The sequence below is a fragment of the Streptomyces sp. BK79 genome, from assembly GCF_044142145.1.
Classification (GTDB): Bacteria; Actinomycetota; Actinomycetes; order Streptomycetales; family Streptomycetaceae; genus Streptomyces.
The window spans coordinates 145887-159371 of the sequence record NZ_JBHVOC010000025.1; the positions used below are offsets into that span (position 1 = coordinate 145887).

Here is a 13485-nt window from a genome sequence, read left to right on the forward strand (position 1 = left end):
TCAGTCCGCGATCGGCAGGTACACGCGATTGCCCGCGGCGGCGAACTCCTGCGACTTCTGGGCCATTCCCTCCTCGATCTCGGCCTTGCTCCCTCCGTGCTCCCGCCGGATGTCCTGCGAGATCTTCATCGAGCAGAACTTCGGCCCGCACATCGAGCAGAAGTGGGCCGTCTTGGCGGGCTCGGCCGGCAGGGTCTCGTCGTGGAACTCCCGTGCCGTGTCCGGGTCGAGGGCCAGGTTGAACTGGTCCTCCCACCGGAACTCGAACCGGGCGTCGGACAGCGCGTCGTCCCACTCCTGCGCACCTGGGTGCCCCTTGGCGAGGTCGGCGGCATGGGCGGCGATCTTGTAGGTGATGACGCCGGTCTTGACGTCGTCACGGTTGGGCAGGCCCAGGTGCTCCTTGGGCGTGACGTAGCAGAGCATGGCCGTGCCCCACCAGGCGATCATCGCGGCACCGATGCCGGAGGTGATGTGGTCGTACGCCGGCGCGACGTCCGTCGTCAGCGGGCCGAGCGTATAGAACGGAGCTTCCTCGCAGATCTCCTGCTGAAGATCGATGTTCTCCTTGATCTTGTGCATCGGGACGTGGCCCGGGCCCTCGATCATGGTCTGCACGTGGAAGCGCTTGGCGATCGAGTTGAGCTCCCCGAGGGTGCGCAGCTCCGCGAACTGCGCCTCGTCGTTGGCGTCCGCGATCGAGCCCGGCCGCAGGCCGTCGCCGAGGGAGTACGTGACGTCGTAGGCCGCGAGGATCTCGCAGAGTTCCTCGAAGTTCTCGTACAGGAACGACTCCCGGTGGTGCGCCAGGCACCATGCCGCCATGATCGAGCCGCCCCGCGAGACGATGCCGGTCTTGCGGTTCGCGGTCAGCGGCACGTACGCCAGCCGCACACCCGCGTGGACCGTCATGTAGTCCACGCCCTGCTCGGCCTGCTCGATGACCGTGTCCTTGTAGATCTCCCAGGTCAGCTCCTCGGCCCGGCCGTCGACCTTCTCCAGTGCCTGGTAGAGCGGCACCGTCCCGATGGGCACGGGGGAGTTGCGCAGCACCCACTCGCGCGTGGTGTGGATGTTGCGGCCGGTGGAAAGGTCCATGACCGTGTCGGCGCCCCACCGGGTCGCCCAGGTCATCTTCTCGACCTCCTCCTCGATGGAGGACGTCACCGCCGAGTTGCCGATGTTGGCGTTGACCTTCACCAGGAACCGCTTGCCGATGATCATCGGCTCGATCTCCGGGTGGTTGACGTTGGCGGGCAGTACGGCGCGGCCCGCCGCGATCTCCTCGCGGACCACTTCCGGCGAGACGTTCTCCCGGAGGGCCACGTACTCCATCTCCGGCGTGACCTCGCCCCGACGGGCGTAGGCGAGCTGGGTGACGGGCGTGCCGTCCCGCCCCCGGCGCGGCTGACGCGGGCGGCCGGGGAAGACCGCGTCCAGGTTGCGCAGACCTCCGCGGGGGGAGGTGTGCTTGATGCCGTCGTCCTCGGGGCGGACGGGGCGGCCCGCGTACTCCTCGGTGTCGCCCCTGGCGATGATCCAGTTCTCACGCAGCGGCGGCAGCCCCCTGCGGACGTCGGTGTCGACCAGCGGATCGGTGTACGGGCCCGACGTGTCGTACAGCGTGACCGACTGCCCGTTGGTGAGATGCACCTGACGGACCGGCACCCGCAGGTCGGGGCGCGAGCCCTCGACGTACGCCTTGTGCCAGCCGATGGACTTCCCGTCCTCCGTGCGCTCCTTGTGAGCGGAGTTCTGCGCGGAGGCAGGCGTGCGTGCGTCCTCGATGGTCATGAGACCTACTCCCTACGCCGGCATTACCCGGTAACAGGTTCGGCGGTCGACGCAGCGGCTTCCGTCTGCCGACGCTTCGTGGGATAGGTCACTCGACTTCGGTGACGTTTCCCGTGAAACATCGCTGGGACGGAGGTCAGCGCCCTCTCAGCCCGGTGCTCCGAGCTCCCGCGTGTACAAAGGTGCCTCCACGCTAGCGCCAATTCGGGCGCGGTGAACAGAGGGCCCCCCTGGTTCTTGCGATGATCGGGCGGTGACCACACCGCAGCATCCCCCCTTCCCACCGCACGAGCCCGGCCGCGGGCAGGGCTCCGACGGCGGCGCCGGCCGCGAGGCCGGGCCCGCCTCCCCCACCGCCCATGGGCACGCGCACGTCCACAGTCACGGGCCGGCCACGCCGGTCTCCCGGCATCTGCGGAAGGTCATCGCGGCGGTCCTCATCCCGTTCGCGGCGGCCGTCCTGGTCGGGCTCGGGGTGCTGTGGCCCGGTGGTGCTCCGGCGCACGAACGCACCGGGGTCGGCTTCGACCGGCAGACGCAGGACGGCACCGTCACGAAGGTGGTCGAGCTGAGCTGTCAGTCCGTCAACGCCTCGGGCGTCCCGCCGACCGGTGACACCTCCACCGCGGAGGGCTCCTCCGCGGTGCAGCAGGCGAACGGCGACTGCAAGCGGGCGACGATCCGCGTCGACAGCGGCAAGGACAAGGGCCGTACGTTCACCGAGGTCGTGCAGCCGGACCAGTCACGGCAGTTGCACGAGGGCCAGAAGGTGGTGGTCGCCTACGAGCCCTCCGCGCCGAAGGACCTGCAGTACTCGGTGACCGACATCAACCGCGGGCTGCCGCTGGCCCTGCTCGCCGGCATCTTCGCGATCGCCGTCGTGGTCGTCGGACGACTGCGGGGCCTGATGGCCCTGGTCTCGCTGGCCCTCAGCTTCCTGCTGCTGAACTTCTTCATCCTGCCCGCGATCCTGCAGGGATCGAATCCCCTGGCCGTCGCCGTGGTCGGGTCGAGCGCCATCATGCTGATCGCGCTGTATCTGTGTCACGGCCTGTCGGCCCGGACCTCCGTCGCGGTGCTCGGCACCCTGATCTCCCTGCTGCTGATCGGCGTCCTCGGATCGCTGTTCATCGGCTGGGCCGCGCTGACCGGCAACACGGACGACAACACCGGCCTCATCCACGGCCTGTATCCGACGATCGACATGAGCGGTCTGCTGCTCGCCGGTGTCATCATCGGTTCGCTGGGTGTCCTGGACGACGTGACGGTCACGCAGACCTCCGCGGTCTGGGAACTCCACGAGGCCAATCCGACCATGGGCTGGCGCGGCCTGTACCGCGCGGGCATCCGCATCGGCCGCGACCACATCGCGTCGGTCGTCAACACGCTCGTCCTCGCCTACGCGGGCGCCGCGCTGCCCCTGCTGCTGCTGTTCTCGATCGCGCAGAGCGGGGTGGGGACGGTCGCCAACAGCGAGCTGGTCGCGGAGGAGATCGTGCGCACGCTGGTCGGATCGATCGGCCTGGTGGCGTCCGTGCCGGTCACCACGGCCCTCGCTGCCCTGGTGGTGTCCGCCGACCGGTCCGCCGACCGGACGGCGGCCCAGACCTCCGGAGGGGCGCCGGGCCCCGGCACGGCCCCCGGGCGCGGCGGAGGCGGCCGGCGCCGTAAGCGCTGACGCGCTTTCGGGCGAAGCGTTACGCCAGCGCCGAAGGGCTGCCGTAACGGTTCATCCGGCGCTCTGTTCCTCCGCCAGGATGCGGTCCAGGGCCTCGTCGAGGTGGGCGTCGAAGTCGGCGAGCGCCCCCTCCTGCCCCAGCGGCACCAGCTTGTCGGTCCGGTCGAGGAACGCGACCAGGGGAGCGGCCGACGAGCGGAACAGTGCCTGGTCGATGCCGACCTGGAGACGGATCAGCACCTCGGCCAGCGGTTCGGGGTCGACGGGGGCGATGCGCACGTCACCGTCACCGCACGGCCGTCCCACGCCGTCGACCAGCAGTTCCCGGCCGAAGGCCCAGGTGACCGGTGCGTCCCCGGGCAGATGGAAGGTCAGGCGCACGGCATAGGGATCACAGGTCTCGTAGCGCAGTTCCACCGGAATGCGGAACGAGAGCTCCTCGGACACGAGAAAGCTCATCATGACCTCTGCCTGTACGGACTCGCCCATCGCCTACCCCGTCATTCGCCGTCGACTGTCCGGGAATCAAACCTCTAACACTGGTGGCATCTTGCTCAACGTACACACCAGATCACAAGGAGTGAGTTTTCAGATACTGATAGAGATCGAGAGTGACCCCAGAAGCCGGCCCACCTCGTGCTGCAACCGCTCCGCCGCGGGCAGCAGCCGGTCGGCCTGGTGGAGGGGCAGGGAGATGGCCATGGTCGCGGCCGTGGTGCCGACGGTGATCGGGATCGCCGCGCAGACCGTCCCCAGGGCGTACTCCTGGCGTTCGATCACCGGCGTCATCCGGCGCATGCGTTCCAGCCGTTTCAGCAGCGTGTGCTCGTCACGCACCGTGTACGGCGTGACCGGCTGCACCGGGTAACGGTCCAGGTGGTCGCGGCGGGCGTCCTCGTCCAGTTGCGACAGGAGGCACTGCCCGATCGCGTGCGCGTGTCCGGTCTCGCGGAAGTCCGCCCACTCCTCGACCGCCGGAATGCCCGGGGTGTCGGACACGCACATGACCTCGATCTCACCGTCCCGGTACACGGCGTAGTACACGGGAACGCCGATCGCGTCCCGCCAGCGGGCCAGGGTGTCGACCACCGTGCTGCGACGTTTCTGCTCGGCTCCGCTGCCGCTCAGCCGCTCGGCGGCCTCCCCCAGGAAGAACAGACCCTTCTCCCGGCGCAGATAGCCCTCGTGCACCAGGGTGCGCAGGAGGTGGTACGCCGTGGGCAGTGCCAGCCGCGTCTCGCGGGCCAGTTGCTTGGCCGGGGCGCCGTACTGGTGTCCGGCGACGCACTCCAGCAGGCGCATCGCCCGCTGCACTGAGCCGATGAGGGTCGCGGTGGGGGCATCCGCGGAGTCGGTGGTGGGGGGTGTCCCCGGCGTCGAGTGGGGCTGCACGGGCAGCGCGTGCAGTGGAACGAATGCGGTGTCGGCCGTGGCCAAGGGACACTCCCGGGGCGCGAGGGGGGAGCCCGTGCGGGGAACACGGGTGGGGTGTACGCCACTCGCGGGGTTACCCCCGCGTGGAGTTCCGGACTCTAACGGCCGGTCACCGCTCGCCGGCCGCCCGTCGTGCAAACTTCCCCCGCGCGAGGGAACCGGTGATTCCTGTTACCGCCACCGGTGTCCCACGGCTCTCACCAGTCGCTGCGCGCCGACGAACTCGACGTGAACTTCCGTACGACGTAGATCAGTCCGCCGACGAGCGCGACGAAGACCAGCAGCTTGAAGAGCAGCCCGATGACGAAGCCCACCACGCTGGCGATCAGCCCGCCGAACACGACCAGGGCGATGACCGGCACCGCGATCCACTTCACCCACCACGGCAGCCCCGTGAAGATCTCTCGCATCGCCCTCGTCCTTACCTCTCCACCCGTCCGAGTGCCGGGTCCTTCGGTCGCCCGGGATTGCTCCGGGAGTCTGACGTCCTGCACTCGATGCTAGGGCGGCGAGGCCCCCCGCAGGGCCCTCACACCCCTTGTCTCCCCCTGACCCGTCCCTTAGGGAACCCCGAGGTCGCGGCTCAGCTCTCGGGCGGAGAGAACACCACCAGGACCCTCAGGTCCTCGCTGATGTGGTGGAACTTGTGGGCGACCCCGGCCGGCACGTAGACCACGCTGCCGCGGGCCACCTGTGTGGTCTCCATGCCCACGGTGATCGCGGCCCTGCCGCTCACCACGAAGTACACCTCGTCCTGCGCGTGCGGCTTCTGCGGGTCGGACGTGCCCGCGTCGAGGGCGTACAGGCCCACCGACATGTTCCGCTCGCGCAGGAACTGCAGGTAGGCACCGTCGTTGGCGGCGCGTTCCGCCTCCAGTTCGTCCAGCCGGAATGCCTTCATCGCCTTGTCCGCCCCTGCCTCACCGTTCGTGTCCGATCGCGTCTGCCACGATCAGACACATGATGAATTTCCTAGTCAAGACGATCGCCAACGCGGGCGCCCTCGCGGTCGCCGTGTGGCTGCTCGACAAGATCACACTCACCGGGGGCAGCACCGGTGAGAAGGCCCTCACGCTGATCGTGGTCGCCCTGGTGTTCGGCCTGGTCAACATGCTGGTGAAGCCGATCGTGCAGGTGCTGACCTTCCCGCTGTTCATCCTCACCCTGGGCCTGTTCACCCTGGTGGTCAACGCGCTGATGCTGCTGCTCACGTCGTGGGTGGCCGACAAGCTCGACCTGAGCTTCCACGTCGACGGGTTCTGGACCGCCGTACTGGGCGGCCTGATCATCTCGATCGTCTCCTGGGCCCTCAACGCGTTCCTGCCCGACAAGGACTGATCCCGATGGCCTACCGCGTCTGCTTCGTGTGCACGGGCAACATCTGCCGCTCCCCGATGGCCGAGGCCGTCTTCCACGCGCGCGTGGCGGACGCCGGGCTGGACGGACTGGTCGAGGCCGACAGCGCCGGCACCGACGGCTGGCACGAGGGGGAGGGCGCCGACCCTCGCACCGTGACCGTCCTGGCGGAGAACGGCTACGACCTCGACCACACGGCCCGCCGGTTCCATTCGTCCTGGTTCTCCCGCCTCGACCTCGTCATCGCCCTCGACGCCGGCCACCTGCGGGCGCTGCGCCGCCTGGCGCCCACGGAGCGGGACGCGGCCAAGGTACGGCTGCTGCGGTCCTACGACCCCGCCGCGGACCCCAGCGACCTCGACGTGCCCGACCCCTACTACGGGGGCGTGGACGGTTTCGAGCGATGCCTTGAGATGGTGGAGGCGGCGAGCAGCGGACTGCTCGCCGCGGTACGCGAGCAAGTGGAAGGACGGGCGGCATGAGTGAATCCGCTGTCAACGCCGGGGCCGGTACGCACGCGCGGGGGGCGTCCTCCGGCCCCGGTGACGGCACGCGCGCGGTCCGGGCCGGGCTGCCCGAGCCCGTCAAGCACGAGCCGACCCTGCCCGGGCCCGTGTTCGCCGCCCACTTCCACCTCCCCGGCGAGCCGACCGGCCCGTACACCTACGGCCGTGACGAGAACCCGACCTGGACCCACCTCGAGCGCGCCATCGGCGAGCTGGAGGCACCTGGACGCGACGACGTCGAGACGCTCGTGTTCGCCTCCGGCATGGCCGCGATCTCCTCGGTGATCTTCTCCCAGCTGCGCGCCGGCGACGTGGCCGTCCTGCCCGACGACGGCTACCAGGTGCTGCCGCTGGTCCGGGCGCAGCTGGAGGCGTACGGCATCGAGGTGCGCACCGCGCCGACCGGCGGTGACGCCCAGCTCGACGTCCTGGACGGGGCCAGGCTCCTGTGGATCGAGACGCCGTCCAACCCGGGGCTCGACGTGTGCGACGTCCGACGGCTCGTCGAGGCGGCTCACGCGCGCGGCGCCCTGGTCGCCGTCGACAACACCCTCGCCACGCCGCTGGGACAGCGCCCGCTGGAGCTGGGCGCCGACTTCTCGGTGGCGAGCGGCACCAAGCAGCTCACCGGCCACGGCGACGTCCTCCTGGGCTACGTGGCAGGCCGCGACGCCGAGGCGATGACCGCCGTACGGCGATGGCGCAAGATCGTCGGCGCGATCCCCGGCCCCATGGAGGCCTGGCTCGCGCACCGCTCGATCGCCACCCTCCAGCTGCGCGTGGACCGGCAGAACGCCACCGCGCTCAAGGTGGCCGAGGCACTCCGCGCGCGGCCCGAGATCACCGGCCTGCGCTACCCGGGGCTGCCCGACGACCCCTCTCACAAGATCGCCTCGCAGCAGATGCTGCGCTACGGGTGCGTCGTCTCCTTCACGCTGCCCACGCGCGCGCGTGCCGACCGTTTCCTCGACGCGCTGCACCTGGTGGAGGGCGCGACGAGTTTCGGCGGGGTGCGCTCCACGGCCGAGCGGCGCGGACGCTGGGGCGGGGACGCGGTGCCGGAGGGCTTCGTCCGGCTCTCGGTCGGCGCGGAGGATCCCGAGGACCTGGTGGCCGATCTGCTGCGTGCGCTGGAGGAAACGGCGGACTGAGGTGCGTGGCGGGGCCGCCGTGCCCTGCCCTCCGATGTGACGGACGGTCCGAGCCTCCCCCCTCGTGGCTCGGACCGTCCTTCGGTTCTCGCGCGCGAAGAACCGCGCGACTTAGGCTAGTTGACTCAGTGTCAGTGTCCAATCACAGTAGCGGCAGAGACCTATCGACATATTTATAGTTGGGCGCGGCCGGAGGGTCGCGGGAGAACAGAAGAGGGGGAGGGCATCCGTGGATCTGGCCTTGCTGCGCACGTTCGTCACCGTGCACCGGGCCGGCTCCTTCACGCGTGCCGCCGCCCTGCTCGGCCTCTCCCAGCCGGCCGTCACCTCACAGATCCGCACCCTGGAACGGCAGCTCGGGCGCCCCCTCTTCCTGCGGCAGGCCCGCGGGGTGACCCCCACCTCCATCGGCGACGAACTCGCCCACAAGGCGGCACCGCACCTCGACGCCCTGGTGGAGATCACGGAGACCGGGCTGGACGACGACTCCTCCGTGCGCACCCTGCATCTGGCCGGACCGCCCGAGTTCACCGCCGAGCGGGCGCTGCCGGCGCTCACCGAGCTGATCGGCGAGGACGGACAGGGCCTCGCCCTGCGCGCGTCGTTCGGCACCGCCGAGGAAGCCCTCGAGGGACTGGCCGCCGGTCATCACGACCTGGCCATCGGAACGGCCCGGCCGCGCGGCGCGCTGCTCACGGCGACCCCGCTCTGCGACGAGGAACACGTCCTGGTGGCCGCGCCCCGCTGGGCGGAGCGGTCGGACGCCCAGAAGCCGGCCGGCACCGCCGCGCCCGCTCCGCAACACGTCCCCGTGGTCGAGGTGCACGAGTCACTGCCCTTTGTGACCCGTTACTGGGCGTCCGTCTTCGACGCCCGCCCGGCCCACCCGGGCATCGTGGTCGTGCCCGACCTGCGTGCGGTGCTCGCCTGCACGGTCGCGGGCGCCGGGCTGGCGGTGCTGCCCCGCTATCTGTGCGCCGGGGCACTGGAGCGAGGTGATGTGGTCGCCCTGCACGAACCCGCGGTGCCGCCGCTGCGGACGTACTTCCTGGTCGTCCGTACCGGCACCCTGGCGATGCCGCACATCGCCCGCGCCCACGAGTGGCTGCTGCACGCGGCCGCCGACTGGAACTGAACCTTCGGGCCCACGCGAGGGGCACCCGTGATGTTTCACGTGGAACCAGCCGGGCCACATTTCTCCCATGACCGTCCGACCCGTGGTCAAGCGCACCGCCCGCGCCGTCCTCCTGGACGGCGAGCACTTGATCCTGATCAAGCGCACCAAGCCCGGTGTCGATCCCTACTGGGTCACTCCGGGAGGCGGGGTCGAACCGGACGACACCACCGTCGTGGACGCTCTGCACCGTGAGGTGTACGAGGAACTCGGAGCCAAGATCACCGACGTGGTCCCGTGCTTCGTGGACACGGTGGAGCACATCGGCGAGGACGGTGGCGCGACCGGCGTGAAGGTGCAGCACTTCTTCGTCTGCCGCCTGGCGTCCATGGACCCGGCCCTGCGGCACGGTCCCGAGGTCGACGAGCCCGCCGGTGAATACGAGATCGTCCGAATCCCCTTCACCCGGGTCGGCATCGCCTCCGTCCACCTCGTACCGCTGTCGCTGCGGCACTACCTGGACGGCAACATCGAGGGAGTACGTGCCATGCACGCTCCCGACCTCGGCTGACACCGGCGGTCCCGGGCCTGGTGACCGGTACGGGTCCGGCGGGCGACGGGAGACGGTGCGTTCGGCCACGGCATGGCCAAAAGCACGTGTGTTCCACCGGAAAGCACTGGACGCGGACGGCCACCGTCGGACAGCCTGACCTGCGTGCCGACACCTTCCCTCGCCTCTCTGCCGATCCGCCGCCTGACGCTCCGCGACCTCACCGCCTGCGCCGACCTCTCCGAGGACCGGGGATGGCCACGCGAGGAGCACAAGTGGGGGTTCCTCCTCACCGCCGGGCAGGGGTACGGCATCGACGATCCCGACGGCGGCCTCGTCGCCGCCTGCACCGTCACCGAGTACGGCCCGCACGGGCGCCCCTCCCTCGCCGCCATCGGCATGGTGCTGGTCGCCGAACGGCATGCCCGCCAGGGCGTCGGACGCCGGCTGATGCGCCACGTCGTCTCCGCTCTGGGCACCACCCCCCTGACGCTGCACTCGACCCCGTACGGCCGATCGCTGTACGAGGAACTCGGCTTCAAGGCCACCGGCCGGGCGGAGATGGTCCGCGGGAGGTTCACTCACGGCGGGAGCGAGCCGGTGATCGCCACCCGCGCGGCCACGGCCGACGACCTGACCGCGATTCTCCGTCTCGACGAGCAGGTGTTCGGCGCCGACCGGACCCCCGTCGTCACGCGGCTGCCCGCCTTCGCCGACCAGTTGCGCGTCGCCGAGGAGGGCGGCCGCCTCATCGGGTACGCCGCGGCCTGGCCCAACATGGACACCCACGTCGTGGGGCCGCTCATCGCCCGCGACACGGAGACCGCCAAGGCGCTGATCGGCTCCCTCGCGGCCGGTACCGACCGCCCGCTGCGCACGGACATCGACGTGCGCCACGAAGAACTGCTGGCCTGGGTGAAGGAGCACGGCCTCGCTCCGGTCGCCTTCAACGCGGTCATGACGTACGGCATCACGGAACTGCCCGGGGACTGGGAGCGGCGGTTCGCCCCGCTGACGGTGGCGGCGGGCTGACCCGTCCGTCCCGCCGCCGAGCGGCGGAAGTACGCCTGAGGCCGGTCCCCCGGTGGCATCCCGGGGACCGGCCTCGCGCGTGCGGAGACGGCCGTCAGACGACGGTCTCCACGGCGGCCGCGGCGAAGGCGTGGTCCTGCTCGGGCGCACCGCCACCGACCCCGACCGCACCGATCAGCCGGCCGTCGCGCCGCACGGGCACGCCGCCCGCGATGAAGAGCAGCGGCCGGTCCAGCGCTGTGGGCAGCGTGTGGAACAGTCCTCCGGGCTGCACCGCGTCGACGAGGTCCGCGGTGGGGGTGCTCAGCTGGAGCGCCGTGTAGGCCTTGCGCGTGCTGGTCTCACCGGAGATCAGCACCGCCCGGTCGTCGCGGCGGAAGGCGAGCAGGTGGCCACCGGCGTCGAGGACGGTGACGCTGACGGTCACTCCGGCGTCCTCGGCGGCGCGGTGGGCGGCGGCGACCAGGGCTTCGGCGTCCTGGATGGTCAGCGGGGTGACAGCAGTCGTGGTGCTCATGGGGGGATCTCCTTGGTCGGTGCTCAGTGGTGGGCGGTGGCCGGCTGACCGGCGGGCACGGAGCCCGCGACGATCGCGCTGGAAGTGCCGCCGCGCCGTTCGAGCGCGGCCGACACGAAAGCGAGGAACAGCGCAGCGGCGGCGAGAACGGCACCCACCCAGTTCGGGGCCGTGTAGCCGAAGCCGGCGGCGATGACGACACCCCCGAGCCAGGCGGAAAGCGCGTTGCCGAGGTTGAAGGCGCCGATGTTGACGGCCGACGCGAGGGTGGGGGCGCCGTGCGCGTGGTCCAGGACGCGCTTCTGCAGCGGCGGGACGGTGGCGAAGCCCAGGGCGCCGATCAGGACGACGGTCACGGCCGACGCGACCTTGTTGTGCGCGGTGAACGTGAAGAGGGCGAGGACGACGGCCAGGGCACCCAGGGACGTGTACAGCAGGGGCATCAGGGCCCGGTCGGCGAACCTGCCGCCGACGAGGTTGCCGACCACCATGCCGATGCCGAACAGGACCAGCAGCCAGGTGACCGAGCCCTCGGCGAAGCCGGCCACGTGGGTCATCATCGGGGCGATGTAGGTGATGGCCGCGAAGACGCCGCCGAAACCGAGGACGGTCATGGCCATCGCGAGCAGGACCTGGGCGTTCTTGAAGGCGGCCAGCTCGTGCCGCAGTCGCACGCCCTCCGCCCTCGGGACATCCGGGACCAGCTTGGCCACACCGGCCAGGCCGACGACGCCGAGCGTTGCGACGGCGGCGAAGGTGACGCGCCAGCCGACGGACTGGCCGACGAGCGTGCCGAGCGGGACACCGACGACGTTGGCGACGGTCAGCCCGGTGAACATCATCGCGATCGCCCCGGCCTTCTTGTGCGGCGCGACCAGGTCGGCCGCGACGACCGAGCCGATGCCGAAGAAGGCACCGTGGGCGAGGGAGGCGACGACGCGGCCCGTCAGCATGACGGAGAAGGCGGGGGCCAGGGCGGAGAGCAGGTTGCCCGCGATGAACAGGCCCATCAGCAGCATCAGCATCCGCTTGCGCGGAACCTTGGTGCCGAGCACGGTCATCAGCGGGGCACCGAACATCACGCCGAGCGCGTATCCGGTCACCAGGAAGCCTGCGGTGGGGATGGAGACTCCGTAGTCGCTCGCGACCTCGGGCAGCAAACCCATGATCACGAACTCGGTCGTTCCGATACCGAAGGCCCCGATCGCCAGAGCCAGAAGCGCGAGAGGCATGGAGGAGTACACCTTCCGAATGATTGCAGGAGCGCTTTACAAGCCAAGACAATAGTTGCAGACGCTGGCTATACGCAAGCGCAGGCAATTGCGTCTCTGGTCTACCCTGGTCACAGCCGCTCCGGGACGGAGGAACCACATGACAGCGACGGATCCCGCGCTCACCGCCCTCTCCCAGGGCTGGTGCGCCCTCTCCCTGCTGCACGGGAGGATCGAGGCCCACATCGAGCGCGCCCTGCAGGCGGGGCACGACCTGAGCGTGCGCGAGTACTCCCTGCTCGACGTGCTCAGCCGGCAGCACGACGGCGACGGGGGGCACCTGCAGATGAAGCAGGTCGCCGACGCCGTCGTCCTCAGCCAGAGCGCCACCACCCGCCTGGTCACCCGGCTCGAGGACCGGGGGCTGCTCGAGCGCTACCTGTGCCCCACCGACCGCCGCGGCATCTACACCAACGTCACCGCCGCGGGCCTCGAGCTGCTGGACGAGGCGCGGCCGACCAATGACGCCGCTCTGCGCGAAGCCCTCGACGAGGCCGCCGGGAACCCCGACCTGGCCCCGCTGGTGCGGGTCGTGGAAACCCTCAAGACCCCGGTGCCCGGTTAGCCCGGCCCCCGACCGACACGCCCCTGTCTGCGTAGGGTGCGGGGCATGGGAGATCTTGAAATACGACCCACCACCGAGGACGACATCCCGGCGGTGGTCGCGATGCTCGCCGACGACCCCCTGGGCGCCCAGCGCGAGTCACCGGACGACCTGAGCCCTTACCTGGCCGCGTTCGCGCGGCTCAGCGCCGATCCCCACCAGCACCTGGTCGTCGCCGTCCGGGACGAACAGGTCGTCGGCACGCTGCAACTGACGATCGTGCCCGGTCTCTCCCGGCGCGGCGCCACGCGGTCGATCATCGAAGGGGTACGCATCCACGCCGCGGAACGGGGCAGCGGCCTCGGTACCCAGCTCATCGGGTGGGCCATCGACGAGTCCCGTCGACAGGGCTGCCATCTGGTGCAGCTGACCTCCGACGCCAGCCGCACGGACGCCCACCGGTTCTACGAGCGTCTCGGATTCTCCGCCTCACACACGGGCTTCAAGCTCCAGCTCTGAGCGGACGCCACCCCGCCGC

General features: G+C 70.4%; 16 protein-coding genes and 1 riboswitch. Of the genes, 9 read left to right on the forward strand and 7 right to left on the reverse strand.

Annotated elements, in window-relative coordinates; all coding sequences use genetic code 11:
• Positions 1 to 1794: a phosphomethylpyrimidine synthase ThiC gene (thiC, locus tag ACFIF2_RS28780; protein ID WP_395576149.1), complete on the reverse strand. Its 1794-nt coding sequence runs from the start codon at positions 1792 to 1794 to the stop codon at positions 1 to 3.
• Positions 1787 to 1976, reverse strand: a riboswitch (TPP riboswitch). Its footprint overlaps the gene before it by 8 nt.
• A 71-nt stretch (positions 1977 to 2047) precedes the next feature.
• Here thiC and ACFIF2_RS28785 point away from each other — a divergent pair.
• Positions 2048 to 3472: a YibE/F family protein gene (locus ACFIF2_RS28785; RefSeq protein WP_395576150.1), complete on the forward strand. Its 1425-nt coding sequence runs from the start codon at positions 2048 to 2050 to the stop codon at positions 3470 to 3472.
• Positions 3473 to 3523: 51 nt separating this feature from the next.
• Here ACFIF2_RS28785 and ACFIF2_RS28790 read toward each other — a convergent pair whose 3' ends face one another.
• The 4 genes from ACFIF2_RS28790 to ACFIF2_RS28805 all read right to left on the reverse strand — a co-directional run bounded on the left by ACFIF2_RS28790 (position 3524) and on the right by ACFIF2_RS28805 (position 5807).
• The gene (locus tag ACFIF2_RS28790) at positions 3524 to 3961 is read right to left on the reverse strand and encodes an SsgA family sporulation/cell division regulator (protein ID WP_351387688.1); all 438 of its coding nucleotides are present in this window, start codon (positions 3959 to 3961) and stop codon (positions 3524 to 3526) included.
• A gap of 99 nt (positions 3962 to 4060) precedes the next feature.
• Entirely contained in the window at positions 4061 to 4786 is a 726-nt protein-coding gene (locus ACFIF2_RS28795) for an IclR family transcriptional regulator (RefSeq protein ID WP_395576168.1), read from the reverse strand.
• Positions 4787 to 5103: 317 nt separating this feature from the next.
• A complete protein-coding gene (locus ACFIF2_RS28800; protein WP_395576151.1) occupies positions 5104 to 5316 on the reverse strand; it encodes a DUF5326 family protein in 213 nt (70 codons plus the stop codon).
• Positions 5317 to 5489: 173 nt separating this feature from the next.
• On the reverse strand, positions 5490 to 5807 hold the full coding sequence (locus ACFIF2_RS28805; protein WP_386931749.1) for a cupin domain-containing protein: 318 nt from the start codon (positions 5805 to 5807) through the stop codon (positions 5490 to 5492).
• Between the two features lie 59 nt (positions 5808 to 5866).
• Here ACFIF2_RS28805 and ACFIF2_RS28810 point away from each other — a divergent pair, with 59 nt between their 5' ends.
• The 6 genes from ACFIF2_RS28810 (at position 5867) to ACFIF2_RS28835 (ending at position 10615) form a co-directional block, all read left to right on the forward strand.
• The gene (locus ACFIF2_RS28810; RefSeq protein WP_395576152.1) at positions 5867 to 6244 is read left to right on the forward strand and encodes a phage holin family protein; all 378 of its coding nucleotides are present in this window, start codon (positions 5867 to 5869) and stop codon (positions 6242 to 6244) included.
• A gap of 5 nt (positions 6245 to 6249) precedes the next feature.
• Complete coding sequence (locus tag ACFIF2_RS28815) at positions 6250 to 6744, forward strand: low molecular weight protein-tyrosine-phosphatase (RefSeq protein WP_395576153.1); 495 nt, start codon at positions 6250 to 6252, stop codon at positions 6742 to 6744.
• Positions 6741 to 7919 (forward strand): cystathionine gamma-lyase, encoded by a 1179-nt coding sequence (locus tag ACFIF2_RS28820; RefSeq protein WP_395576154.1) that lies wholly within the window; start codon positions 6741 to 6743, stop codon positions 7917 to 7919. Before ACFIF2_RS28815 ends, ACFIF2_RS28820 begins: the two co-directional genes overlap by 4 nt.
• A 229-nt stretch (positions 7920 to 8148) precedes the next feature.
• Positions 8149 to 9054, forward strand: a complete 906-nt coding sequence (locus ACFIF2_RS28825) for a LysR family transcriptional regulator (RefSeq protein ID WP_395576155.1) — start codon at positions 8149 to 8151, stop codon at positions 9052 to 9054.
• A 67-nt stretch (positions 9055 to 9121) separates the two neighbouring features.
• Positions 9122 to 9604 (forward strand): NUDIX domain-containing protein, encoded by a 483-nt coding sequence (locus ACFIF2_RS28830; protein ID WP_395576156.1) that lies wholly within the window; start codon positions 9122 to 9124, stop codon positions 9602 to 9604.
• 144 nt (positions 9605 to 9748) lie between these two features.
• Positions 9749 to 10615, forward strand: coding sequence for a GNAT family N-acetyltransferase (locus ACFIF2_RS28835; protein WP_395576157.1), 867 nt, complete (start codon positions 9749 to 9751; stop codon positions 10613 to 10615).
• Positions 10616 to 10709: 94 nt separating this feature from the next.
• Here ACFIF2_RS28835 and ACFIF2_RS28840 read toward each other — a convergent pair whose 3' ends face one another.
• A complete protein-coding gene (locus ACFIF2_RS28840; RefSeq protein ID WP_395576158.1) occupies positions 10710 to 11132 on the reverse strand; it encodes a heme-binding protein in 423 nt (140 codons plus the stop codon).
• A 23-nt stretch (positions 11133 to 11155) separates the two neighbouring features.
• Complete coding sequence (locus ACFIF2_RS28845) at positions 11156 to 12364, reverse strand: MFS transporter (protein WP_395576159.1); 1209 nt, start codon at positions 12362 to 12364, stop codon at positions 11156 to 11158.
• Between the two features lie 139 nt (positions 12365 to 12503).
• On the opposite strand from ACFIF2_RS28845, the gene ACFIF2_RS28850 reads away from it, so the two are divergent.
• Both ACFIF2_RS28850 and ACFIF2_RS28855 read left to right on the forward strand, forming a co-directional pair.
• Positions 12504 to 12968 (forward strand): MarR family winged helix-turn-helix transcriptional regulator, encoded by a 465-nt coding sequence (locus ACFIF2_RS28850; RefSeq protein WP_395576160.1) that lies wholly within the window; start codon positions 12504 to 12506, stop codon positions 12966 to 12968.
• Between the two features lie 45 nt (positions 12969 to 13013).
• Positions 13014 to 13466 (forward strand): GNAT family N-acetyltransferase, encoded by a 453-nt coding sequence (locus ACFIF2_RS28855; protein ID WP_395576161.1) that lies wholly within the window; start codon positions 13014 to 13016, stop codon positions 13464 to 13466.
• Positions 13467 to 13485: the final 19 nt, after the last annotated feature.

What these genes read in the sequence shown, in the direction of transcription:
- thiC (WP_395576149.1), bottom strand. Translation starts at nt 1,794, where the DNA reads ATGACCATCGAGGACGCACGCACGCCTGCCTCCGCGCAGAACTCCGCT.
- ACFIF2_RS28790 (WP_351387688.1), bottom strand. Translation starts at nt 3,961, where the DNA reads ATGGGCGAGTCCGTACAGGCAGAGGTCATGATGAGCTTTCTCGTGTCC.
- ACFIF2_RS28800 (WP_395576151.1), bottom strand. Translation starts at nt 5,316, where the DNA reads ATGCGAGAGATCTTCACGGGGCTGCCGTGGTGGGTGAAGTGGATCGCG.
- ACFIF2_RS28805 (WP_386931749.1), bottom strand. Translation starts at nt 5,807, where the DNA reads ATGAAGGCATTCCGGCTGGACGAACTGGAGGCGGAACGCGCCGCCAAC.
- ACFIF2_RS28810 (WP_395576152.1), top strand. Translation starts at nt 5,867, where the DNA reads ATGATGAATTTCCTAGTCAAGACGATCGCCAACGCGGGCGCCCTCGCG.
- ACFIF2_RS28815 (WP_395576153.1), top strand. Translation starts at nt 6,250, where the DNA reads ATGGCCTACCGCGTCTGCTTCGTGTGCACGGGCAACATCTGCCGCTCC.
- ACFIF2_RS28820 (WP_395576154.1), top strand. Translation starts at nt 6,741, where the DNA reads ATGAGTGAATCCGCTGTCAACGCCGGGGCCGGTACGCACGCGCGGGGG.
- ACFIF2_RS28830 (WP_395576156.1), top strand. Translation starts at nt 9,122, where the DNA reads ATGACCGTCCGACCCGTGGTCAAGCGCACCGCCCGCGCCGTCCTCCTG.
- ACFIF2_RS28840 (WP_395576158.1), bottom strand. Translation starts at nt 11,132, where the DNA reads ATGAGCACCACGACTGCTGTCACCCCGCTGACCATCCAGGACGCCGAA.
- ACFIF2_RS28845 (WP_395576159.1), bottom strand. Translation starts at nt 12,364, where the DNA reads ATGCCTCTCGCGCTTCTGGCTCTGGCGATCGGGGCCTTCGGTATCGGA.
- ACFIF2_RS28850 (WP_395576160.1), top strand. Translation starts at nt 12,504, where the DNA reads ATGACAGCGACGGATCCCGCGCTCACCGCCCTCTCCCAGGGCTGGTGC.
- ACFIF2_RS28855 (WP_395576161.1), top strand. Translation starts at nt 13,014, where the DNA reads ATGGGAGATCTTGAAATACGACCCACCACCGAGGACGACATCCCGGCG.